Source organism: Bordetella sp., assembly GCF_051960075.1.
GTDB lineage: Bacteria > Pseudomonadota > Gammaproteobacteria > Burkholderiales > Burkholderiaceae_B > Bordetella.
In genome coordinates this window covers 28,594-49,527 of sequence record NZ_JBQCER010000084.1, presented here as the reverse complement: position 1 = coordinate 49,527, position 20,934 = coordinate 28,594, and the positions used below count along the sequence as shown (strand labels likewise).

The following is a 20,934-nucleotide window of genomic DNA, read 5'->3' as shown; positions in this document are numbered from 1 at the left end:
GACATGACCGAACAAACGATCGCCCCGCAAGACGCGCAGCAAGACGAGAACCGCCTGATCGCCGAGCGCCGCGCCAAGCTGGCCAAGCTGCGCGAGGCGGGTGTCGCCTTCCCCAACGATTTCGCGCCCGATGCACAGGCCGCCATCCTTCACGACAAATACGACGACCAGAATCAGGAATTCCTTCAGGCCGCCGGCATTCAGGTGAAGGTGGCCGGCCGCATGATGCTCAAGCGCGTCATGGGCAAGGCCAGCTTCGCCACCTTGCAGGACGGCAGCGGCCGCATCCAGATCTATCTGGACAAAGGCACGCTGGGAGAAGAGCCCTATGCCGCCTTCAAGCAGTGGGATATCGGCGACCTGATCGCGATCGAAGGTTCGGTCTTCAAGACCAACAAGGGCGAACTGTCGGTGCACGCCACCACGGCACGTCTGCTGGCCAAGTCGCTGCGCCCGCTGCCCGACAAGTTCCACGGCGTAGCCGACCAGGAGCTGCGCTACCGCCAGCGCTACGTCGATCTCATCATGACCCAAGAGACGCGCCGCACCTTCATGGCGCGCAGCAAGGCCGTGGGCGCCATCCGCCAGTTCATGCTGGACGCGGGCTTTCTGGAAGTCGAGACGCCCATGCTGCACCCCATTCCCGGCGGCGCGGCGGCCAAGCCCTTCGTCACCCACCACAACGCGCTGGATATGCAGATGTTCATGCGCATCGCGCCCGAGCTGTATCTGAAGCGCCTGATCGTGGGCGGCTTCGAGCGCGTATTCGAGATCAACCGCAACTTCCGCAACGAAGGCGTGAGCCCGCGGCACAATCCCGAATTCACGATGATGGAGTTCTATGCGGCCTATGCGGACTACCGCTGGCAGATGGACTTCACCGAAGCGCTGATCCGCCAGGCCGCCGTCGCCGCGACCGGCAGCAGCACGCTGCAGTACCAGGGCCGCGAGCTGGACTTGTCCAAGCCCTTCCACCGCCTGACCATCTGCGAAGCCATCCTCAAGCATGCCCCGGAGAAAGGCCACCAGTACACGCAGCAGCAACTGGACGATGACGCCTTCGTGCGCGCCGAATTGAAGAGGCTGGGCGCCGACGTCGACGGCCCCGTGCTGTCGCGCGCCGGCCTGGGCGCCCTGCAACTGGCACTATTCGAAGAAACCGCCGAATCGCAGCTGTGGGAACCCACCTACATCGTCGACTACCCGATCGAAGTTTCGCCTCTGGCCCGCGCCTCCGACACGCGTCCCGGTATCACCGAACGCTTCGAGCTGTTCATCACCGGCCGCGAGATCGCCAATGGCTTCTCCGAACTGAACGACCCCGAAGATCAGGCCGCGCGTTTTCGAGCCCAGGTCGAGGCCAAGGACGCCGGCGACGAAGAGGCCATGTACTACGACACCGACTACATCCGAGCGCTGGAATACGGCATGCCGCCCACCGGCGGCTGCGGCGTGGGCATCGATCGCTTGATCATGCTGATTACCGACAGCCCCAGCATCCGCGACGTCATTCTGTTTCCGCATTTGCGGCGAGAAGACTGAGCGGCGCACTCGCCATCTCGCGCAAGGCGTGCGCCGTCGCCTCGTCGGCGGGCACAAAGGCCTCCAGCGCCAATTCGGCAAGCGTGATGTCCATCGGCGCTCCGAACACCGTCGTCGTGCTCAGCATCGACAAGACGGTGCCGCCTAGTTCGAGCTCCATGGGTACGGCCACGCCGTCGGCGGCGATATCGTGTCCCGTCGCGATACCGCCCGGGTAGCCGCGCAATTCCTCCCCTAGCGCGGCCAGCACCGGATCGTGCGTGGCGTCGATCTGCCGGCGCAAGCGCTCCAGCAAATGTGCGCGCCACACCGGCAGATTGCGAATGCGCGGCGCCAACCCCTCGGGATGCAGGCTCGCGCGCAGCACGTTGATCGGCGGTTTCAGCCACTGCGGCGCAAGCTGGGCGAGCAGGCGCTGGGCAGCCTGATTGCTTTCGATCAGATTCCAATGCCGGTCGACCGCCAGGGCTGGATAGTGCTCCAGGCCCCTGAGCAGCAGGCGGATCGAATCGAGCACCGCCGCGAACCCCGGCGCCTCGATCGCGCATTCGCGATACATCGGCGCGAAGCCGGCAGCGACCAGCAGCTGATTGCGCTCGCGCAAGGGTATGTCGAGATATTCGCCCAGGCGCATGACCATGTCGCGGCTGGGGTGCGAGCGCCCAGATTCCAGGAAGCTCAGATGCCGCGCCGAGATTTCCGCGCCGCAGGCCAGGTCGAGTTGGCTCAGGCGGCGGTGGCGGCGCCATTGACGCAGCAGATCGCCCGCGGTGCGCTGCGAAGCAGCTGTCGAATTCATGTGTTGTGATCCCGGATAAAGGCCTGCATGTCCTGCAGCAAGGCATGTCTGTGGGTGTGATACAGACCGTGCGGCGCGTCGGGATACTCTAGCATCCGGCCGCCCGGGATCGAATCGGCGATAGCGCGGCCGCCGGCGACAGGCTCGCTCGCATCGCGCTGCCCATGGATGATCAGCGCGGGAACGCCCACGTTGGGCAGTTCGGCGCGCAGATCGCTGCCGAGCCGGGTGCGGAAGCACTCGGTGGCGGCATGCAGCGATGTATTCAGCATGATGCTGATGGTCCGCCATATCGTGCCGTCGGACGTGTCCGTCTCGTCGGGCAGGAAGAAGTCGTCCGCTCCGGCCGCCAGCCAATTCGGAAAATCGTCGTGCATGGCCGCGATCTCCGGCTCGAACGCCGCGCCGGACAAGCGCTGCCCGGCGGCGTCCAGATAGCACGGACCGCTCGGAGCGAGCATGATCACGCTCGCGATCCGTCCGCTACCGTGACGCGTCAGCAGGCGGATGCACTCGGCTGCGCCCATGGAGTGGCCCACCAGTGTCACGTGGCGCAGATCGAGGTGTTCGATCAGGTGCGCGAGATCATCGGCGAGGCGGTCGTAGTCGTAGCCGCCTCCAGGCCGATCCGAGCGACCGTGGCCGCGGCGGTCCATTGCGATGGACCGCATGCCCCGGGCATTGAAGTGCAGCATATGCGGCGCCCACATCTGCGAATCCAGTGCCCAGGAATGGACGAATAGAATGGGCTTGCCGCGGCCCCAGTCTTCATAAGCCAGCGTGACACCGTCGTGGGTAGTGAATGTCGGCATAGTGCGATCTCCGGTCGGTCGTTGAAAGGCGTTGAAAAATTTCGGTATGGCGGCAGCTTAGGTGCCGCGTCGCACAGGAACAATTACCTGTGAGGTAAAGGCATGCACCCGTCTCTGCTGGTGAAAAGCGTCGTTCATCATCACGGCCGCGGTCCGCGGAGGCTTGCGCGTGACTCGATCGCGCGCCCGAAGCAAATTACTATCTGCCCATAGACAACGACCTCGGATCGAACATGAATCCGCCTATCGATTTTCTCGTCATCGGCGCCGGCATTGCCGCGGCATCCGTCGGCTATCGCCTGGCCCCGCATGGCCGCGTCGTGCTCCTCGAGCGCGAATCTCAGCCGGGTTATCACGCCACCGGCCGATCCGCCGCGCTATTCATGGAAAGCTACGGCTGCGCGCAGGTGCGCGCCTTGACCATGGCCAGTCGCGCCTTTCTCGAAACGCCGCCCGAAGGTTTTTCCGAGACACCCCTGCTCTCGCCGCGCGGTGCAATGGTGGTGGCCGAGCCGGGCCAGGAAGCTCAGCTGGCTCAAGCGTGGGAGACGCTGCGCACGGTATCCAAGACCATGCGCCTGTTCGATGCCGCGCAGGTCTGCGCACGAGTACCCTGCCTGCGTCCGGAGCGCGTGATCGGCGGCATCTACGAGCCCGACGCCTCCGACATCGATGTGCATGCGCTGCATCAAGGCTATCTGCGCGGCATACGCAAGGCGGGCGGGGAGATCGTCTGCAATGCCGAAGTCTCGGCGCTGGAGCGCCGAGACGGCCTGTGGCACGCCGCGTCTGGAGACCGGATCTGGAGCGCCCCGGTGGTCATCGATGCGGCCGGAGCGTGGGGCGATGCCGTAGCGAGCCTGGCTGGCGTCAAGACCCTGGGGCTTACGCCCTGCCGCCGATCGGCCTTCACCTTCGCTGCCCCCGAGGGTGTCGACGTACGCGACTGGCCCTTGGTTATCGGCATGGAAGAAAACTGGTACATAAAACCCGACGCCGGCATGCTGCTGGGGTCACCGGCCAATGCCGATCCGGTTGCGCCGCACGACGTGGTGCCCGAAGAGCTGGACATTGCCATCGCTATCGACCGCATCCAGACCATGACCACGCTGCGCATACGCAGGCCCGCGCGCACCTGGGCCGGCCTGCGTTCGTTCGTGGCCGACGGCGGTCTGGTCGGAGGTTATGCAGAGGACGCGCCGGGTTTTTTCTGGCTGGTAGCGCAAGGCGGTTATGGCATACAAACGTCGGCCGCCATGGGCGAGGCCTGCGCTGCGCTGGTGCGCGGCCTGGCCATCCCCGCACGCATTGCCGCCTACGGACTCACGCCCGAAGCGCTGGGGCCGCAGCGCCTGGATTGACGGCCCGCGCGACTACGACGCCTTGGCGCGCTTGCCCACGGCGATGGCCCACCGCTGAGCCACCTCGGGAGAGGTCGCGCACATCGCGTAGTCGGTCTTTACCCGCACGGCGCGCTCCAGCAGCTGAATGTCCGCCTCATGCTGGCGCGCCACGTGGGGATCCTCGAAGAAAATCACCCGCCGACAACGCCGTTCCAGAACCAACTCGGCAATTTGCGCGTCACCGCCCAGCGGACCGCTCAAGTAACGTTGCACCCAGAGTACGCCCTGGGGCCACCCCTTGGACCAGGCCAGCTCGTTGAGCAGCCCGCCGGTCGTGCCCGTGGCCACGCGCTGCGTAAATCTCGAAAGCAGATCGAAATGACGATCGGCGAATGCCACCATTTCCCGTTTGAGCGCATCGTGGGCGATCAGGGCAATCGTCTGCTCGCCGAAATCGAATAGGGAATCGACCTGAGGATCCGGCGCCAGGCCCGCCCTCATCCGCTCGATCTCCATCCACTCGATTGCGCCCGCCAGCGTCGAAATAAAGGGCAGCCCATGCGCGATGCACTGGCGCTTCAAGGCAAGCAGCTCCGGGAAAATCGACGACGGATCGACCGGGTCGATGAGGTAGATGGCGCCGTCGAGCGATTCCTGGCCCTCATGTGGCGGCGTCACCCGAGCCACGACCTTCATCAGGCCGCCGTCGCGCCCATAGGGATAGCGCACCAGTCCGGAGTAGCCCTGCAGCATACCCTCGCGCAGAATCGAGTCATAGGCTCTGCCTACGGTATGCAGCTCGATGCCCAACTCGCGTATCGTGGCCGAGCAGGTGCGTAGCCAGGTAAACAATGCGGCATCGGGCGTCGCGTGATGCAGGCGGTTGGCCGTAAGGCCGAAGCGAAGCGGAGTCAGCATGACCGGGAACCTTGCGCAATGATGCAAAAGGTGAATTATCCCGGCTTTCTCGCTTCAATGCACTTATTCGGCCTCGTCGATCCAGGCCATTTGAATAGCCTCGAGCACTTTCTCGCCGCAATGCGCCGGATCGTCGTCAAAGCCCGGCAGAGCCAGCACCCAATCGCGCAATTGGATAAAGCGCAGGGCTTTGGGGTCGGCCTCGGGATGAGCGTCAGTCAAGGCGGCAACGATTACATAGACGTCGGTCCACTTCATCAGTGATCTTCCTTGGCGTGATTGATCGTGTATTTGGGAATCTCGATAGTGAGATCCTGAGAGCCGATCTTGGCCTGGCACGATAGGCGCGAGGTGGGCGACAGACCCCAGGCCTTGTCCAGCATATCCTCTTCCGAATCGGTCGCCTCGTCCAGAGATCCATAGCCCTGGCGCACGATCACATGGCAGGTGGTGCAGGCGCACGACAACTCGCAGGCATGCTCGATCTCGATGTGATTGTCGAGCAGAACGCGGCAGATCGACACGCCTTGCGGCACATCGGCGATTTTCGCGCCGTCGGGGCAGAGTTCAGGGTGAGGCAGGATGGTCAGGCTGGGCATGGCTGCAATGTGTTTTGCTGTGAGCTGTGTTGGTTGCGCGTCGTGAGGCAGATTCGGTCAGGCCAGTTCGTCGAGCTTGCGGCCGGCCAGCGCCTTGCGGATGCTGCGGTCCATGCGCCGCGCGGCAAACTCCTCGGTGGCCGAAGACAAGGCCTGCACTGCGGCGCGCACCGTTTCCGCATCGTCGCTTTCAAACGCCGAGTCTGCGCCTTGCAACGCCGCGTCGACCGTCGCGCGCTCTTGGTCCGACAGCAGATCGGAGTCATTGACCAGGGCCGCGCGAACCGATTCGGCGAGCTGCCTGACCTCGACCTGCTGCTCGCGCAACATGCGGGCCTGCGCGTCGCTGTCAGCCTCGCGCACGCTGTCGGACAGCATGCGGGCGATTTCCTCGTCGGATAGACCGTACGACGGCTTGACGGTCACAGCGGCTTCGACACCCGTACTTTGTTCGCGCGCCGTCACGCTCAACAGGCCATCGGCGTCTACCTGGAAGGTTACCCGGATGCGCGCCGCGCCCGCCACCATGGGCGGAATGCCGCGCAGTTCGAAGCGCGCCAGCGATCGGCAGTCGGACACCAGCTCGCGTTCGCCCTGCACCACGTGCACGCTCATCGCGGTCTGGCCGTCCTTGAATGTGGTGAATTCCTGTGCTCGGGCCACGGGAATGGTGCTGTTGCGCGGGATAACGCGCTCGACCAGGCCTCCCATGGTTTCCAGTCCCAGCGACAGCGGGGTCACGTCCAGCAGCAGCCAGTCTTCGCCCGGCGCGCGGTTGCCGGCCAGCAGATTGGCCTGCAGCGCAGCGCCCAGCGCGACGACCTCATCGGGATTCAGATCCACCAGCGGCTCGGTGCCAAACAGCTCGCCCACCGCGCGGCGCACCAGCGGCATGCGGGTCGAGCCGCCAACCATGACCACGCCGCGAACGTCGGGGGCCGCCAGCCTGGCATCGCGCAGCGCATTGCGCGCACTGTCCAGCGTGCGTTCGACCAGCGGTTGGGCCCAGGCCTCGAATTCAGCACGAGTGATGTCGCGCGCCAGCTCGCGACCATCGGCCAGCATCAAGACGTAGCGCGCCGTTTCCTGGTCGCTCAGGGCTTCGCGTACGGCACGGGCGGTCACCATCAAGGCGCGCCGGTCTCCCGGCGTAAGATCGTGCCCGTCCGGCAGACCGGCCAATACGCGCTCGACGATCACAGCGTCGAAATCATCACCGCCCAGCGCCGTGTCGCCGCCCGTGGCGATCACTTCGAACACCCCGCGCGACAGGCGCAGGATCGAAATGTCGAACGTGCCGCCACCCAGGTCGTAGACCGCGTAAACACCCTCGGCCGCATTGTCCAGGCCATAGGCGATCGCCGCCGCGGTCGGTTCGTTCAGCAGCCGCAGCACGTTCAGACCCGCCAGACGCGCGGCGTCGCGGGTGGCTTGACGCTGCGCGTCGTCGAAATAGGCCGGCACGGTAATCACCGCGCCGACGAGGTCGTCGCCCAGCACGTCCTCGGCCCGCTGGCGCAGCACCGCCAGGATCTGTGCCGACACTTCCACCGGGCTCAAGTCGCCCTGCACCGTGCGCAGCCGAACCATGCCAGGCGCATCGACGAACTCGTACGGCGCGCCGCTGGCCTGCGCCTCGGCCAGCGAGCGGCCCATGAAGCGCTTGACCGACACGATAGTGTTGCGCGAATCGACGGTCTGTTGGGCCTGGGCCTCATAGCCCGTGGGCGCTCGCCCATCGGGCAGATACTGCACGATCGAAGGCAGCAACCCCCGCCCTTGGTCATCAGGCAGCACCTCGGCCACACTGCTGCGCACCGCGGCAACCAGGGAGTTGGTCGTGCCCAGGTCTATGCCCACCGCCAGCCGACGCTGATGCGGTGCGGGCGATTCGCCGGGTTCTGATATCTGCAATAAAGCCATGTCAGCCTCTGCGCGGCCGCCCGAAGGAGGCTGAAGCCCTCTTGGGGGACAGTAAACGTAGTGAACGTGGGGGCATATGTTTCTTCTAGGTTTCAGGGCAAGCCGCGATCGGGGCCCGCCACTAAACCGGCCGCAGGGCGGCCAGCTCTTGCTCGATCTTGTCGATGAATAACCACTCACGCACCCGCGCGGCGGCCGCCGCATAGTCGCGCCGGCCATCGAGCAGCTCGCATATTTGCTTGCGCATCCCGGCCTGCGCCGCCTCGAGCTCGGCGCGCAGCGCCGCTGCGGTTGTGGCGTCGCGACGCGCGTCGTCGAGCATCTCGCGCCACTCCATCTGCTGCATCAGGAAAGCCGGCGCCATGGCCGTATTGCTCTCGGTCTGCAAGTCCACACCGGCCTGCTCGCACAGGTACCGGGCGCGCAAGAGCGGATCGCGCAAATGCCTGTAAGCCTCGTTGGCCCGCGCCGCCCATTGCATGGCCACGCGCCGCTCCACTGCACTGGCCGTGGCATAGCGATCGGGATGTACTTGCGCCGCAACCTCGCGCCAGGCACGCTCCAGTGCCTCTTCGTCCAGTCCGAACCGCGCAGGCAGCCCGAACAGGCTGAAGTAATCGTCCACCGCCACGACAGCCCTACACCGTGAACGACTCGCCGCAGCCGCAGGTCGCTTTTTCGTTTGGGTTGCGGAATTTGAAGCCTTCGTTCAAGCCTTCACGCGCGTAATCAAGCTCGGTGCCGTCGATGTACGACAGACTCTTGGGATCGACGAAAACCTTGACGCCGAAATTCTCGAACACCAGATCGGCCGGATCGGGTTCGTCGACGTATTCCAGCTTGTAGGCCATGCCCGAACAGCCCGTGGTGCGCACACCCAGGCGCAAGCCCACGCCCTTGCCGCGCTTGGTCAGGTAGCGGGTCACGTGATTGGCCGCTTGTTGGGTCAAGGTGATGGACATGTCACTGTGCCGCAACGGCGTCGGTTTCCACGGCTTCGCCATGCTTGGCGCGATAGTCGTTGACGGCCGCCTTGATGGCGTCCTCGGCCAGGATGGAACAGTGGATCTTCACCGGCGGCAGAGCCAGCTCCTCGGCGATCTGCGTATTGCGAATGGTGAGGGCCTGATCCAGCGTCTTGCCTTTGACCCATTCGGTGACCAGCGAGCTGGACGCGATGGCCGAGCCGCAGCCGTAGGTCTTGAAGCGCGCGTCTTCGATGAGGCCGTCGGCGCCCACCTTGATCTGCAGTTTCATGACGTCGCCGCAGGCCGGCGCGCCGACCATGCCGGTGCCGACCGACTCGTCGCCCTTGTCGAAGGAGCCGACATTGCGGGGGTTTTCGTAGTGATCTAGAACTTTTTCGCTGTAAGCCATTTTGACTCTCCTGCTGGTTTTTCATCCCCCGCCTTCGGGGCGGGAGTTAGGGTGGTTGTCAACCTTCCCCGTAGGGTTGCCCGTCAACGCGCAGCGTCAATGCGCAGCCCACTGAACCGAATTCAAATCGATGCCGTCCTTGGCCATTTCCCAGAGCGGCGACATATCGCGCAGCTTGCCCACGCGGCGCTTGATCAGGTCGACGGCGAAGTCGATTTCCTGCTCGGTGGTAAAGCGGCCGATGGTGAAACGGATGGAGCTGTGCGCCAGCTCGTCGTTGCGACCCAGGGCGCGCAGCACATAAGACGGCTCCAGGCTGGCCGAGGTGCAGGCCGAACCGCTGGAGACGGCCAGCTCCTTGATCGCCATGATCAGAGATTCGCCTTCCACATAATTGAAGCTGACGTTCAGGTTGTGCGGCACGCGGTGCTCCATGCTGCCGTTGACGTAGGTTTCTTCGATCTGCGTCAGGCCTTTATAGAGACGGTCGCGCAGCATGCGGATGCGCTCGTTTTCGGTGCCCATTTCTTCACGGGCCAGACGGAAGGCCTCGCCCATGCCGACGATCTGGTGCGTGGCCAGCGTACCCGAGCGGAAACCCCGCTCGTGACCGCCGCCGTGCATCTGCGCCTCGATGCGCACACGCGGCTTGCGCCGCACATAGAGCGCGCCGATGCCTTTGGGGCCGTAAGTCTTGTGGGCCGAGAACGACATCAGATCGATCTTGAGCTTTTGCAGATCGATCACGACCTTGCCGGTAGCCTGGGCCGCGTCGACATGGAAAATGATGCCCTTCTCACGGCAGATCTCGCCGATGGTCTCGACGTCCTGCACCACGCCGATTTCATTGTTTACCATCATTACCGACACCACCGTGGTGTCCGGGCGCAACGCGGCCTTGAAGACATCCAGATCGATCAGGCCGTCCTCGCGCACGTCGAGGTAGGTGACCTCGAAGCCCTGCCGCTCGAGCTCGCGGCAGGTGTCCAGCACCGCTTTGTGCTCGGTCTTGACCGTAATGATGTGCTTGCCGCGTTCGGCATAGAAGTTGGCCGCCCCCTTGATGGCAAGATTGTCGGACTCGGTGGCGCCGGACGTCCAGACGATTTCGCGGGGATCGGCGTTGACCAGTTTGGCCACTTCGGCACGGGCGTTTTCCACGGCCTCTTCGGCCTCCCAGCCGAAGGCATGACTACGCGAGGCCGGATTGCCGAAATGCTCGTACAGCCACGGCACCATTGCGTCGACCACTCGAGGGTCGACCGGCGTAGTAGCCGAGTTGTCCAAATAAATCGGGAGATTGCTCATGATGCGTGGGACTCCTGTAGCTTATAGGGCGGCGTTGGTCTCGAGCGCCGGCGTCTCGCTGCTGGGCGCGCTGGCCGGACGCAGCACGGGCATCGCGGCGCCTTGCGCCTGAGCGGCGCGCTGCAGCTGACGTACGCGCTGCTGATCGACCAGATCTTGCAGCGAAACGGAGTCGAGGTAATCGACCATTTTCTGATTGAGCGTGGTCCACAGTTCGTGGGTCATGCACTTGCCGTTCAGGCCGTTCATGCCGTCCAGACCGCTGGTGCAATCGTGCTTGCCGCCGCAGCTGGTGGCATCAAGCGGCTCGTCGACGGCGAAGATGATGTCGGCGACGGTGATATTGCGCGCCAGACGAGCCAGGGAATACCCTCCCCCAGGGCCGCGCACGCTATCGACCAGCTCATGGCGGCGCAATTTGCCGAAGAGCTGTTCTAGATAAGACAGAGAAATATTCTGGCGTTGGCTGATGGCTGCCAGGGTGACCGGCCCGCTGTGTTGCCGCATCGCGAGATCGATCATGGCCGTTACGGCGAAACGCCCTTTGGTGGTAAGACGCATGATGGCTTTCCTCAATACCTGAGTAATTGCCTCAAGTTTACTAAATTCCCGAGTAATTTACTAGACCAATCCGCACATGCCGTAGGGTTAATCGCTTTTATCACCCGAATCGCAGAAATTGAGAACAATTCTCATCTTCAGGGAATGCCGGCCCAACAAAAAACCGCGCCTGAGCGCGGTTTTTGCGAGACAGCCCGGCTCAGGCAGCCTGGTATTGCGTTGCGCGCTTGCGCACCAGTTCCAGCACGCCCTGGCAAGCGTCTTCCAGATAGTCGAGTACTTTGCCGAAGCCTTCGGGGCCGCCGTAGTACGGATCGGGCACGGTGGCTTCTTCGAACTCGTTGGCGAAGCGCATCAGCAGCATCAGCTTGTGCTGGTAAGCCTTGGGACATTGTTGCTGCAATGCCGAAAGGTTGTCCCAGTCCATCGCCAGGATGAGGTCGAACGTGCGGAAGTCGTCCGCCGTGACTTGGCGGGCTTCGCAGTGCGTGATGTCGTAACCGCGCTTGCGGGCGGCCGCCAGAGCGCGGGCGTCCGGCGCCTCGCCGATGTGATAAGAATGCGTACCAGCGGAGTCGATGTCCACGACATCGCCCAGGCCGGCGTCATTCACCAGATGACGGAACACACCCTCTGCGCTCGGCGAGCGGCAGATGTTGCCCATGCAGACGAAAAGAACTTTGGTCATGATAGGTAAAAGTGTGAGGGAAAACCCGAAATAAGGCAAGCTTTTTTTGCAAATGCACAAGAAAGGCCGATGCGCTTATCGGCAGAACAAAAAAACATATATATCAATGGATTATAGTTAAATTCTAATCCAAGATCTAGATAAAATACCCGGGCAGCAGCACGACTTTTCCAGAACTTGATGCTCTGCGCAAACGGTGCCGCCGCCGCGGCACCACACCTATATGGCGCCGTCGAGCAGTACGCGTTTTTTCAGTGCGCTCAAGGCATCACGCGTAGCGGCGGCCTGCTCGAACTCAAGATTGCGCGCGTGGTCCATCATCTGCTTCTCCAGGCGGCGAATTTCGCGGGCCAACGCCTTTTCGTCGGACAGCAGCTCGGCGGGCACGGCCGCCTCGAGGGTATCGTGCGAAGCGGGTGCCACGACGCCGTCTATCAACTCGCGCACGGCCTTGTTCACGCCCCGAGCAGTGATACCGTGGTCTTCGTTGTGCTTGATCTGCTTGGCGCGCCGCCGCTCGGTCTCTTCCATGGCGCGCCGCATCGAATCCGTGATGTGGTCGGCGTACAAAATGGCATGGCCGTTGAGGTTGCGCGCAGCCCGGCCTATGGTCTGGATCAGACTGCGTTCGGAACGCAGAAAACCTTCCTTATCGGCATCCAGGATGGCCACCAGAGACACCTCGGGGATGTCCAGACCCTCGCGCAGCAGGTTGATGCCCACCAGGACGTCGAACGTGCCCAGGCGCAGATCGCGGATGATCTCGACGCGTTCCACCGTCTCGATGTCCGAGTGCAGATAGCGCACCTTGACGCCGTGCTCGGATAGAAAATCGGTCAGATCCTCGGCCATGCGCTTGGTCAGGGTGGTGACCAGCACGCGCTCGCCCTGCTCTGTGCGTCGCTTGATCTGCCCGAGCAAGTCGTCCACCTGAGTGCGGGCCGGTAGCACTTCCACCATCGGGTCGACCAGGCCCGTGGGACGCACCACCTGCTCGACCACGTTGTCGGTGTGCTGTTGTTCGTAGGCGGCCGGCGTGGCAGAGACGAACACGCACTGGCGCATGCGCGCCTCGAACTCCTCCAGCTTGAGCGGTCGATTGTCCATCGCCGAAGGCAGGCGGAAACCGTACTGCACCAGTGTTTCCTTGCGCGAGCGGTCGCCGCGGTACATGGCGCTCAGCTGGCCGATCGTGACGTGGCTTTCGTCGATGAACATCAGCGCGTCGGCCGGCAGATAGTCGATGAGCGTGGGCGGCGGCTCGCCGGGCGCCGCGCCGGACAGGTGGCGCGAGTAGTTCTCGATGCCCTTGCAGAAGCCCAGCTCCTGCAGCATCTCGATGTCGAAGCGGGTGCGCTGGTCCAGGCGCTGCGCCTCGACCAGCTTGCCGTCGTTGACCAGCAGCGAGGAACGCTCGCGCAGTTCCTCCTTGATGGTGCCGATGGCGCGCATCACCGTGTCGCGCGGAGTCACGTAGTGCGAGCCCGGGTACACGGCGTAGCGCGGCAGTTTCTGGCGCACGCGGCCGGTCAGCGGGTCGAACAGCTCCAGCGATTCGACCTCGTCGTCGAACAGCGTCAGGCGCAAGGCCAGCTCGGGGCTTTCCGCCGGAAAGATGTCGATTGTTTCGCCGCGCACGCGAAACGCGCCGCGCGTGAAGTCGGCATCGTTGCGGGTGTACTGCATGGCCACCAGACGCGCCAGGATCTCGCGGCGCGAAATGCGGTCGCCGGCGCGCAGGATGAGCACCATGGCGTGATAGTCGCCGGGGTTGCCGATACCGTAGATGCACGACACCGTGCCCACGATGACCGTGTCGCGCCGCTCGAGCAGGCTCTTGGTGGCCGACAGCCGCATCTGCTCGATGTGCTCGTTGATCGACGAATCCTTCTCGATGAACAGGTCACGCGTGGGCACGTAGGCCTCGGGCTGGTAGTAATCGTAGGAGGAAACGAAATACTCCACCGCGTTCTTGGGAAAGAACTCGCGCATCTCGGCGTAGAGCTGCGCGGCCAGCGTCTTGTTGGGCGCCAGCACCAGGGCCGGACGGCCCAGGCGGGCGATCACGTTGGCCATGGTGTAGGTTTTGCCCGAGCCGGTCACGCCCAGAAGCGTCTGGTACATGAGGCCGTCTTCCACCCCCTGCACCAGCCCGTCGATGGCCAAAGGCTGGTCGCCCGCGGGTGGATAGGGCTGATAAAGATGGAACGGGCTGCCGGGATAATCGACGTAGCGCACCTCGGCAGAAGGCTCGCGCAGCGATTCGGGTTCGGCGGATTCGGAAATGGCGGAGCCGGCGGGCATGCTAGACTTTGAATTGAGGGAAATCCCTCATTATCCACAGGCTTTGGTGGTGAGTCCACCTGGCCAGATCACTGACGCCAAACACGCCCATGAGCACCCTTTTCGCCTCCGTCGAACAAGCCCCCCGCGACCCCATCCTGGGTCTGAACGAGCAATTCAACGCTGACACCCGCACCGGTAAAGTGAATCTGGGCGTGGGCGTGTACTACGACGACCAAGGCCGAATTCCTCTGCTGGGCGCTGTGCGCAAAGCCGAAGTGGCCCGTATCGAGGCCGCGGCCGCCCGCGGCTACCTGCCCATCGAAGGCATCCCCGGCTACAACAAAGGCGCGCAAACCCTGTTGTTGGGCGCCGACTCGCCCCTGATCGCCTCCGGCCGCGTACTCACCGCCCAGGCCCTGGGCGGCACCGGCGCGCTCAAGATCGGCGCCGATTTTCTCAAGCAGATACTGCCCGACGCCAAGGTGCTGATCAGCGACCCGAGCTGGGAAAACCATCGCGCCCTGTTCGAGCGCGCCGGCTTCCCCGTCGAAACCTACGCATACTACGACGCTGCTACCCGCGGCCTGAACTTCGCCGGCATGTTGGCCGCGCTGCAGGCCGCGCCGGCCAAGACCATCGTCGTGCTTCACGCCTGCTGCCACAACCCTACCGGCGTAGATCTGGACTCTACCCAATGGCAACAAGTCGCCGAAGTCGTCAAGGCTCGCGACCTCGTGCCCTTCCTGGACATTGCCTACCAGGGTTTCGGCGCGGGGCTCTACGAAGACGCCGAAGCCGTGCGCATCTTCGCCGCGCAAGACATAACCATGCTCATCAGCTCGTCGTTCTCCAAGTCGTTCTCGCTGTACGGCGAACGCGTCGGCGCGCTGACTCTGGTGGCGGGCAGCAAGGACGAAGCCGGCCGCGTACTGAGCCAGCTCAAACGGGTCATTCGCACCAACTATTCCAACCCGCCCACCCACGGCGGCACCCTGGTCTCCAGCGTGCTCAATACACCCGAGCTCTTCGCATTGTGGGAAAAAGAACTGGGCGACATGCGCGACCGTATCCGCCTGATGCGCCAGCAGCTGGCCGAGAAGGTGAAGGCCGCGGGCGCAACGCAAGATTTCGGTTTCATCGTCAAGCAGCGCGGCATGTTCTCGTATACGGGACTGAGCTCGGCCCAGGTCGATGCCCTGCGCGAGCAACACGGCATCTACGCCGTGTCCAGCGGCCGCATTTGCGTCGCTGCGCTCAACAGCGGCAACATCGACGCGGTGGCCAAGGCCATCGCGGCCGTCGCCAAATAAGCGACCGACCGATCTGCCTTGAAAGCCGGCGCGGTTCAAACCGCACCGGCTTTTTCTCGTGCCGCCAACCCGAGTATCGGACGCAAGCCCGACGGAGGCGACATGAAGGCCTTTATTCCGTCCAGCCGAAGAAAGCACGCACGGCGTCCCGCTGGCGCATTGTGTCGGCGCGCCCAAGTTCCATCAGCTCTCGGGTGAAGCCGGCGTCGAACAGCAGATAGCTGGCCAGCGCCGAGGCCTTCACCGCCTCATTGCCCGACGGGCCGCTGCTGCTCAGGTGGCCGAGCATGCGGCGCAACAGTTCCGGTAGCGCCTTGGTATGCCGCGAAGCGATCACATCGATCCGCTCCGAGGGGGAGATCACCAGCAATTCTACGGGCCGCAGCGTCGTGCCGGCGCGCTGCGATGCTGGGATCAGGGCCAACGTCTGATTGATACGCTGCATGCGCTCGATGTCCACGGCCAATGCGTCGAGAAAGATGCTGGATATTGCATGGCCCGCGACCTGCGCCAGCGTGGGATAGCCGGTGTGTATATTGGGGCGGGGCACGTTCTGCGGCTCGTGCAGGCGGCTCGCGCCGATTGCCAGCAGTCGCTGCGCGCCAAGGTGTATGGCCGGAGACAGGGGGGCCACCTGACGGATCGAACCGTCGCCGAAGTATTCGACCTGCCCCCCCTGAGTCGGGATGCCCACTATTGGGAACACGAAGGGAATGGCCGACGAAGCCAGCAAATGCGCCTGCGTGATGCGCCCGGGTATGGCCACGCGCCGCGAACGAATCCAGGGTTCGATTGCGTCATTCGACTGATAGAAAATATAGTTCTCGCCCGTGCTGTAGCTCGATGCGCTCACTGCCAGCGCTCTGAGCCAGCCGGCCTCCATCAGGCCGGGGAGTCGATGCAGCGGCACCATGTGCTCGAGCAGCTCGGCCAGCGGCGTGCTGTCCAGCATCGACGTGGGCTGCTTTTGCCTCCAGAAACTGAACAGCCATTTCAAGCCGAACGACACGCGCCAGCGGCCGCCACGCACCTTGATGGACCAAAGCGCGTCGGTGCGGTAGATCTGCGAGGGGCGAAAGTTCTTCCACACGTCGACCAGACGGCGCACGCTGTGGTCGAAATCGTCGGCGTGGGTTGCCAGCGCTGCGGCATTGATCGCCCCCGCCGACGTCCCGGTGATCACACCGAACGGACTGCCCGGCTCGTTGACCCGAGCCGCGAGCCGCAAGTCCGCGATCGCCTCCAGCACGCCCACTTGGTAGGCAGCCCGGGCGCCGCCGCCTGTCAGCAATAGACCAACCGTATCCACCGGCATGCGCGGCATGTGATTTTCTCCCTGCAATACGACGCAACGGCGTTTGCGTGAAAGCGCAATCAATCTGACACTATTTTGTGCACCATCATCTCGATAATCCGGCATATTCAATGCACAGAACAACGGTTCGAACTTGCCCCATCGGTGCGGGTTGTTTCGTGCGGCTACATGGGAAAGCCATCCGGCCGTGGACGACAGATGCTTGATTTTTCAGGCAGCGCCCCTCAGAATAGCTGTATATCCATACAGCCAGAATACCCCATGGCCACCAAACTTACCGCGCGTCAGCAGGAAATTCTCGATCTCATCCGTGCCGCCGTGGCGCGTACCGGGTTTCCGCCCACACGGGCCGAGATCGCTCAGGCGCTGGGATTTCGCTCGCCCAACGCGGCGGAAGATCACCTCAAGGCCCTTGCGCGCAAAGGCGCCATCGAGCTAACCGCGGGCGCTTCGCGCGGCATACGCCTGCTCGCAGCCGACCCTGGTGTCGACGCTCATGTTCGCCAGGGTTCGCCGTCCGGCACCCTGGGCGGCATGATCACCGAATCGGCCAATGCCCTCGCCCGCCTGCTGCTGCCTCTGGTCGGACGCGTGGCTGCGGGCAGCCCCATTCTGGCGGCCGAGCATGTCGAGCGCGAAATCGGCGTCGACCCCGCGCTGTTTTCGCAAACGCCCGACTACCTGCTGAAGGTGCGTGGCATGAGCATGAGAGACGCGGGCATCCTCGAAGGCGACCTTCTGGCCGTCAAGCGCGCCTCCGATGCGCGCAATGGCCAGATCGTTATCGCCCGCATCGACGACGACGTCACCGTCAAGCGCCTGCAGCGACAGAGCGGGCGCATCGAACTGCTGCCCGAGAACCCCGACTTCGAGCCCATCGTAGTCCAGCCTGGACAAGACTTCGCGCTGGAAGGCATCGCGGTGGGACTGATCCGCACCCAACCCTTGCACTAGAGGAGCATCGATGTTGAACGAACTGGTGTTTTATACGAACCCGCAGTCTCGCGCCAACATCGTGCACTGGATGCTGGAAGAGCTTGGCGTCCCCTATCGCGCAGTGCTACTCACCTACGGCGGCACGATGAAGTCGCCGGAATATCTCGCTATAAATCCTATGGGCAAGGTGCCCGCCATCCAACATGGCGACAAAATCGTCACCGAGGGCGCAGCCATCTGCGCGTATCTAGCCGATGCCTACCCCGAAGCCGGCTTGGCCCCTGCTCCTGCCGACCGCGCCGACTATTACCGCTGGCTTTTTTTCGCCTCGAGTTGTCTCGAAGCCGCCTGGAGCAACAAGGCAGCGGGCTGGATCCCAAATTCTGAGCAGCAACGCATGTTCGGCTACGGCAGTTTCGAGCACACCGTCGATACGCTTAGCAAGGCGGTAAGCGGCAAGCGCTATATTGCGGGCGACCGTTTTTCCGCCGCCGATATCTACATCGGGCGCTCTATCGGCTACGGCATCGAATTCGGTGAACTGGGCAGCCGGCCCGAGCTGGTCGCGTACTGGAACGGCCTGAAAGACCGCCCTGCCCTGGCACGCGTTGCGGCGCAGTGCGAAGCATGGATGAAGCGTTGACGTAAAAAAACACCTCAAGGCGGGACTCACATCCAGCGCTCGAGGTGTTTTTGTGGCAAACAGGCCTTGATCGGCCAGCGAACTTGCTTAGTGCTTGACTACCGGATCGGTCGGCGTACCGGTAGCCGGCGAAGCCACAACGGTCTCGGTCTTGGAAGCCTCTTCCTTCGAGACCTCTTCGTCAGCCAGCGGCTCGGGCAAACGCTCCAGAGCCAGCTCCAGCACCTTGTCGATCCAACGTACCGGTACGATCTCCAGCGAGTTCTTGACGTTGTCGGGAATCTCGGCCAAGTCCTTGACGTTCTCTTCCGGAATCAGCACGGTCTTGATGCCGCCGCGGTGAGCAGCAAGAAGTTTTTCCTTCAGGCCGCCGATGGGCAGCACTTCGCCGCGTAGCGTGATCTCGCCCGTCATTGCAACGTCTGCACGCACGGGAATGTGCGACAGAGCCGAGACCATGGCAGTCGTGATCGCAATACCCGCCGAGGGGCCGTCCTTGGGCGTGGCGCCTTCCGGGAAATGGATGTGCATATCGCGCTTCTCGAAAACGCTATCGGCAAATCCAAGGCGGCGGGCGCGCGAGCGCACCACAGTGCGGGCAGCCTCGACCGATTCCTTCATGACATCACCCAGCGACCCGGTGCGCTGTATGGCGCCCTTGCCGGGCATGTCAACGACCTCGATCGTGAGCAGATCGCCGCCGACCTCAGTCCAGGCCAGGCCGGTCACCTGACCGATCTGGTTTTCTTTCTCGGCCATGCCAAAAGTGTAGCGGCGCACGCCCAGATAGTCGGCCAGATTGTCGCCGGTGACCCGAACAGGCGCAGATCGCAATTCAGACTTGGCCTGATCTGCAGCGTCTTTTTCGACCAGAAGCTTCTTGACTACCTTGCGGCACACTTTGCCCACTTCGCGTTCGAGCGCTCGCACGCCGGCTTCACGCGTGTAATAGCGCACAATGTCGCGCAGCGCGCTGTCGTCGACCTCGAGCTCGTTTTCCTTGACGCCGTTGTTCTTCATCAGCTTGGGCAGCAGATGTTCACGCGCAATATGGATCTTCTCGTCCTCGGTATAGCCCGACAGGCGTATGACTTCCATGCGATCGAGCAATGCCGGCGGAATGTTCAGCGTATTGCTGGTCGCCACGAACATCACGTCGGACAGATCGAAGTCGACTTCGACGTAGTGATCCTGGAAGGTGTGGTTCTGCTCAGGATCGAGCACTTCCAGCAAGGCCGATGCCGGGTCACCGCGGAAATCCATACCCAGCTTGTCGATTTCATCGAGCAGGAAGAGCGGATTGCGCACGCCGATCTTGGACAGGCTTTGCAGGATTTTGCCCGGCATGGAGCCGATATAGGTGCGTCGGTGGCCACGGATCTCGGCCTCGTCACGCACACCGCCCAGCGCCATGCGCACGAACTTGCGGTTCGTTGCCTTGGCGATGGACTGTCCGAGCGAGGTCTTGCCCACACCCGGAGGACCGACCAGGCACAGGATAGGCGCCTTCACCTTGTCGACACGCTGCTGCACGGCGAGGTACTCGATGATGCGTTCCTTGACCTTTTCCAGGCCATGGTGATCGTCGTCCAGCACTTTCTCGGCATGGCTGACGGAATCGTTGACCTTGCTCTTCTTTCTCCAAGGCAGATTAACGAGCGCATCGATGTAATTGCGCACCACGGTAGCCTCGGCCGACATGGGCGACATGAGTTTGAGTTTCTTGAACTCGGCATCGGCTTTCTTGCGCGCTTCCTTGGACATGTGCGCGGCGACGATCTTCTTCTCCAGCTCTTCGAGATCAGCGCCTTCTTCGCCCTCACCCAGCTCTTTCTGGATGGCCTTGACCTGTTCGTTCAGGTAGTAGTCGCGCTGCGACTTTTCCATCTGCTTTTTGACGCGGCCGCGTATGCGCTTCTCGACCTGGAGAATGTCGATCTCGGCCTCGAGCTGGGCCAGCAAACTTTCCAGACGCTCGGAGGTGCCGGTAACTTCGAGCATGGCCTGCTTCTGCTCGAGCTTGAGCGGCAGGTGCGCAGCGATGGTGTCGGCCAGGCGGCCCGGATCGTCGATGCCGGCCAGCGAGGTCAGGATCTCGGGCGGAATCTTCTTGTTGAGCTTCACGTACTGCTCGAACTGGGCCACGATGGCGCGGCGCAGGGCTTCGCTTTCCGAGCTCTGGCTCAGATCGGGTTCGATGGGCGTGACGACGCAGGTGAAATGCGACTCGGCGTCGTCGATGCTGTCGATGCGGGCGCGCTGTGTGCCTTCGACCAATACCTTGACGGTACCGTCGGGCAGTTTGAGCATTTGCAGAATACTGGCCACGCAGCCGATTTCGTAGACGTCTTCGGGCGTGGGGTCGTCCTTGCCGGCCGATTTCTGGGCGACCAGCATGATGCTCTTGCCGGCCTCCATGGCAACTTCAAGCGCGCGGATGGACCGCGGCCTGCCGACGAACAGCGGGATGACCATATGCGGAAACACCACGACGTCGCGCAGGGGCAATAGCGCAAGGTCGACGGGGTCGGCGGGCAGGGTCTGATGGGCAGACATAGAGATTCCTCGATAGAC

General features: G+C 63.2%; 20 protein-coding genes. 5 read left to right on the top strand and 15 right to left on the bottom strand.

Annotated elements, in window-relative coordinates; all coding sequences use genetic code 11:
• The first annotated feature begins 3 nt into the window (after positions 1-3).
• Positions 4-1,542, top strand: coding sequence for a lysine--tRNA ligase (gene lysS, locus ACTHJ1_RS14290; RefSeq protein ID WP_440193480.1), 1,539 nt, complete (start codon positions 4-6; stop codon positions 1,540-1,542).
• On the opposite strand, the gene ACTHJ1_RS14285 is transcribed toward lysS, so the two are convergent.
• Positions 1,508-2,341 carry a helix-turn-helix domain-containing protein gene (locus tag ACTHJ1_RS14285; RefSeq protein WP_440193478.1) on the bottom strand — a complete coding sequence of 278 codons (834 nt, stop codon included), beginning with the start codon at positions 2,339-2,341 and terminating at the stop codon, positions 1,508-1,510. The two genes, lysS and ACTHJ1_RS14285, sit on opposite strands and share 35 nt — an antisense overlap.
• Positions 2,338-3,153 (bottom strand): alpha/beta fold hydrolase, encoded by an 816-nt coding sequence (locus ACTHJ1_RS14280; RefSeq protein ID WP_440193476.1) that lies wholly within the window; start codon positions 3,151-3,153, stop codon positions 2,338-2,340. Before ACTHJ1_RS14280 ends, ACTHJ1_RS14285 begins: the two co-directional genes overlap by 4 nt.
• Positions 3,154-3,386: 233 nt before the next feature.
• Between ACTHJ1_RS14280 and ACTHJ1_RS14275 the strand changes: the two genes are divergently transcribed.
• Complete coding sequence (locus ACTHJ1_RS14275; protein ID WP_440193474.1) at positions 3,387-4,514, top strand: NAD(P)/FAD-dependent oxidoreductase; 1,128 nt, start codon at positions 3,387-3,389, stop codon at positions 4,512-4,514.
• A 12-nt stretch (positions 4,515-4,526) separates the two neighbouring features.
• Here ACTHJ1_RS14275 and ACTHJ1_RS14270 read toward each other — a convergent pair whose 3' ends face one another.
• The 11 genes from ACTHJ1_RS14270 to uvrB all read right to left on the bottom strand — a co-directional run bounded on the left by ACTHJ1_RS14270 (position 4,527) and on the right by uvrB (position 14,174).
• On the bottom strand, positions 4,527-5,414 hold the full coding sequence (locus tag ACTHJ1_RS14270) for a methylglyoxal synthase (RefSeq protein ID WP_440193472.1): 888 nt from the start codon (positions 5,412-5,414) through the stop codon (positions 4,527-4,529).
• Positions 5,415-5,477: 63 nt separating this feature from the next.
• Complete coding sequence (gene iscX, locus ACTHJ1_RS14265) at positions 5,478-5,672, bottom strand: Fe-S cluster assembly protein IscX (RefSeq protein WP_440193470.1); 195 nt, start codon at positions 5,670-5,672, stop codon at positions 5,478-5,480.
• A complete protein-coding gene (gene fdx / locus ACTHJ1_RS14260; protein WP_440193468.1) occupies positions 5,672-6,013 on the bottom strand; it encodes an ISC system 2Fe-2S type ferredoxin in 342 nt (113 codons plus the stop codon). Before fdx ends, iscX begins: the two co-directional genes overlap by 1 nt.
• 57 nt (positions 6,014-6,070) lie before the next feature.
• Positions 6,071-7,936, bottom strand: a complete 1,866-nt coding sequence (hscA, locus tag ACTHJ1_RS14255; RefSeq protein ID WP_440193466.1) for a Fe-S protein assembly chaperone HscA — start codon at positions 7,934-7,936, stop codon at positions 6,071-6,073.
• A gap of 121 nt (positions 7,937-8,057) precedes the next feature.
• Positions 8,058-8,567: a Fe-S protein assembly co-chaperone HscB gene (gene hscB / locus ACTHJ1_RS14250; protein WP_440193464.1), complete on the bottom strand. Its 510-nt coding sequence runs from the start codon at positions 8,565-8,567 to the stop codon at positions 8,058-8,060.
• Positions 8,568-8,574: 7 nt separating this feature from the next.
• Complete coding sequence (gene iscA, locus ACTHJ1_RS14245) at positions 8,575-8,898, bottom strand: iron-sulfur cluster assembly protein IscA (protein WP_440193462.1); 324 nt, start codon at positions 8,896-8,898, stop codon at positions 8,575-8,577.
• A 1-nt stretch (position 8,899) separates the two neighbouring features.
• Positions 8,900-9,313 carry a Fe-S cluster assembly scaffold IscU gene (gene iscU, locus ACTHJ1_RS14240; protein WP_440193460.1) on the bottom strand — a complete coding sequence of 138 codons (414 nt, stop codon included), beginning with the start codon at positions 9,311-9,313 and terminating at the stop codon, positions 8,900-8,902.
• A gap of 96 nt (positions 9,314-9,409) precedes the next feature.
• The gene (locus ACTHJ1_RS14235) at positions 9,410-10,621 is read right to left on the bottom strand and encodes an IscS subfamily cysteine desulfurase (RefSeq protein ID WP_440193458.1); all 1,212 of its coding nucleotides are present in this window, start codon (positions 10,619-10,621) and stop codon (positions 9,410-9,412) included.
• A 21-nt stretch (positions 10,622-10,642) separates the two neighbouring features.
• Positions 10,643-11,182, bottom strand: coding sequence for a Fe-S cluster assembly transcription factor (locus ACTHJ1_RS14230; RefSeq protein WP_440193456.1), 540 nt, complete (start codon positions 11,180-11,182; stop codon positions 10,643-10,645).
• A gap of 199 nt (positions 11,183-11,381) precedes the next feature.
• Complete coding sequence (locus ACTHJ1_RS14225; RefSeq protein ID WP_440193496.1) at positions 11,382-11,873, bottom strand: low molecular weight protein-tyrosine-phosphatase; 492 nt, start codon at positions 11,871-11,873, stop codon at positions 11,382-11,384.
• Positions 11,874-12,089: 216 nt separating this feature from the next.
• Complete coding sequence (gene uvrB / locus ACTHJ1_RS14220; protein WP_440193454.1) at positions 12,090-14,174, bottom strand: excinuclease ABC subunit UvrB; 2,085 nt, start codon at positions 14,172-14,174, stop codon at positions 12,090-12,092.
• 89 nt (positions 14,175-14,263) lie between these two features.
• On the opposite strand from uvrB, the gene ACTHJ1_RS14215 reads away from it, so the two are divergent.
• Entirely contained in the window at positions 14,264-15,466 is a 1,203-nt protein-coding gene (locus tag ACTHJ1_RS14215) for an amino acid aminotransferase (RefSeq protein ID WP_440193452.1), read from the top strand.
• Between the two features lie 112 nt (positions 15,467-15,578).
• Here the strand turns inward: ACTHJ1_RS14215 and ACTHJ1_RS14210 are convergent, their stop codons facing one another.
• Entirely contained in the window at positions 15,579-16,790 is a 1,212-nt protein-coding gene (locus tag ACTHJ1_RS14210; RefSeq protein ID WP_440193450.1) for a patatin-like phospholipase family protein, read from the bottom strand.
• Between the two features lie 159 nt (positions 16,791-16,949).
• On the opposite strand from ACTHJ1_RS14210, the gene lexA reads away from it, so the two are divergent.
• Together lexA and ACTHJ1_RS14200 are read left to right on the top strand one after the other, a co-directional pair.
• Complete coding sequence (gene lexA / locus ACTHJ1_RS14205) at positions 16,950-17,735, top strand: transcriptional repressor LexA (RefSeq protein WP_440193448.1); 786 nt, start codon at positions 16,950-16,952, stop codon at positions 17,733-17,735.
• 10 nt (positions 17,736-17,745) lie between these two features.
• Positions 17,746-18,360 carry a glutathione S-transferase family protein gene (locus ACTHJ1_RS14200; RefSeq protein ID WP_440193446.1) on the top strand — a complete coding sequence of 205 codons (615 nt, stop codon included), beginning with the start codon at positions 17,746-17,748 and terminating at the stop codon, positions 18,358-18,360.
• An 87-nt stretch (positions 18,361-18,447) separates the two neighbouring features.
• Here ACTHJ1_RS14200 and lon read toward each other — a convergent pair whose 3' ends face one another.
• Complete coding sequence (lon, locus tag ACTHJ1_RS14195; protein ID WP_440193444.1) at positions 18,448-20,916, bottom strand: endopeptidase La; 2,469 nt, start codon at positions 20,914-20,916, stop codon at positions 18,448-18,450.
• Positions 20,917-20,934: the final 18 nt, after the last annotated feature.

Bases quoted from the DNA above. Each gene is read 5' to 3' on its own strand.
- ACTHJ1_RS14230 (WP_440193456.1), bottom strand. From the start codon at position 11,182: ATGCGTCTTACCACCAAAGGGCGTTTCGCCGTAACGGCCATGATCGAT.
- uvrB (WP_440193454.1), bottom strand. From the start codon at position 14,174: ATGCCCGCCGGCTCCGCCATTTCCGAATCCGCCGAACCCGAATCGCTG.
- ACTHJ1_RS14210 (WP_440193450.1), bottom strand. From the start codon at position 16,790: ATGCCGCGCATGCCGGTGGATACGGTTGGTCTATTGCTGACAGGCGGC.
- ACTHJ1_RS14215 (WP_440193452.1), top strand. From the start codon at position 14,264: ATGAGCACCCTTTTCGCCTCCGTCGAACAAGCCCCCCGCGACCCCATC.
- ACTHJ1_RS14270 (WP_440193472.1), bottom strand. From the start codon at position 5,414: ATGCTGACTCCGCTTCGCTTCGGCCTTACGGCCAACCGCCTGCATCAC.
- ACTHJ1_RS14280 (WP_440193476.1), bottom strand. From the start codon at position 3,153: ATGCCGACATTCACTACCCACGACGGTGTCACGCTGGCTTATGAAGAC.
- lon (WP_440193444.1), bottom strand. From the start codon at position 20,916: ATGTCTGCCCATCAGACCCTGCCCGCCGACCCCGTCGACCTTGCGCTA.
- ACTHJ1_RS14200 (WP_440193446.1), top strand. From the start codon at position 17,746: ATGTTGAACGAACTGGTGTTTTATACGAACCCGCAGTCTCGCGCCAAC.
- hscA (WP_440193466.1), bottom strand. From the start codon at position 7,936: ATGGCTTTATTGCAGATATCAGAACCCGGCGAATCGCCCGCACCGCAT.
- ACTHJ1_RS14285 (WP_440193478.1), bottom strand. From the start codon at position 2,341: ATGAATTCGACAGCTGCTTCGCAGCGCACCGCGGGCGATCTGCTGCGT.
- iscA (WP_440193462.1), bottom strand. From the start codon at position 8,898: ATGTCCATCACCTTGACCCAACAAGCGGCCAATCACGTGACCCGCTAC.
- lexA (WP_440193448.1), top strand. From the start codon at position 16,950: ATGGGAAAGCCATCCGGCCGTGGACGACAGATGCTTGATTTTTCAGGC.
- iscU (WP_440193460.1), bottom strand. From the start codon at position 9,313: ATGGCTTACAGCGAAAAAGTTCTAGATCACTACGAAAACCCCCGCAAT.
- lysS (WP_440193480.1), top strand. From the start codon at position 4: ATGACCGAACAAACGATCGCCCCGCAAGACGCGCAGCAAGACGAGAAC.
- iscX (WP_440193470.1), bottom strand. From the start codon at position 5,672: ATGAAGTGGACCGACGTCTATGTAATCGTTGCCGCCTTGACTGACGCT.
- fdx (WP_440193468.1), bottom strand. From the start codon at position 6,013: ATGCCCAGCCTGACCATCCTGCCTCACCCTGAACTCTGCCCCGACGGC.
- ACTHJ1_RS14235 (WP_440193458.1), bottom strand. From the start codon at position 10,621: ATGAGCAATCTCCCGATTTATTTGGACAACTCGGCTACTACGCCGGTC.
- ACTHJ1_RS14275 (WP_440193474.1), top strand. From the start codon at position 3,387: ATGAATCCGCCTATCGATTTTCTCGTCATCGGCGCCGGCATTGCCGCG.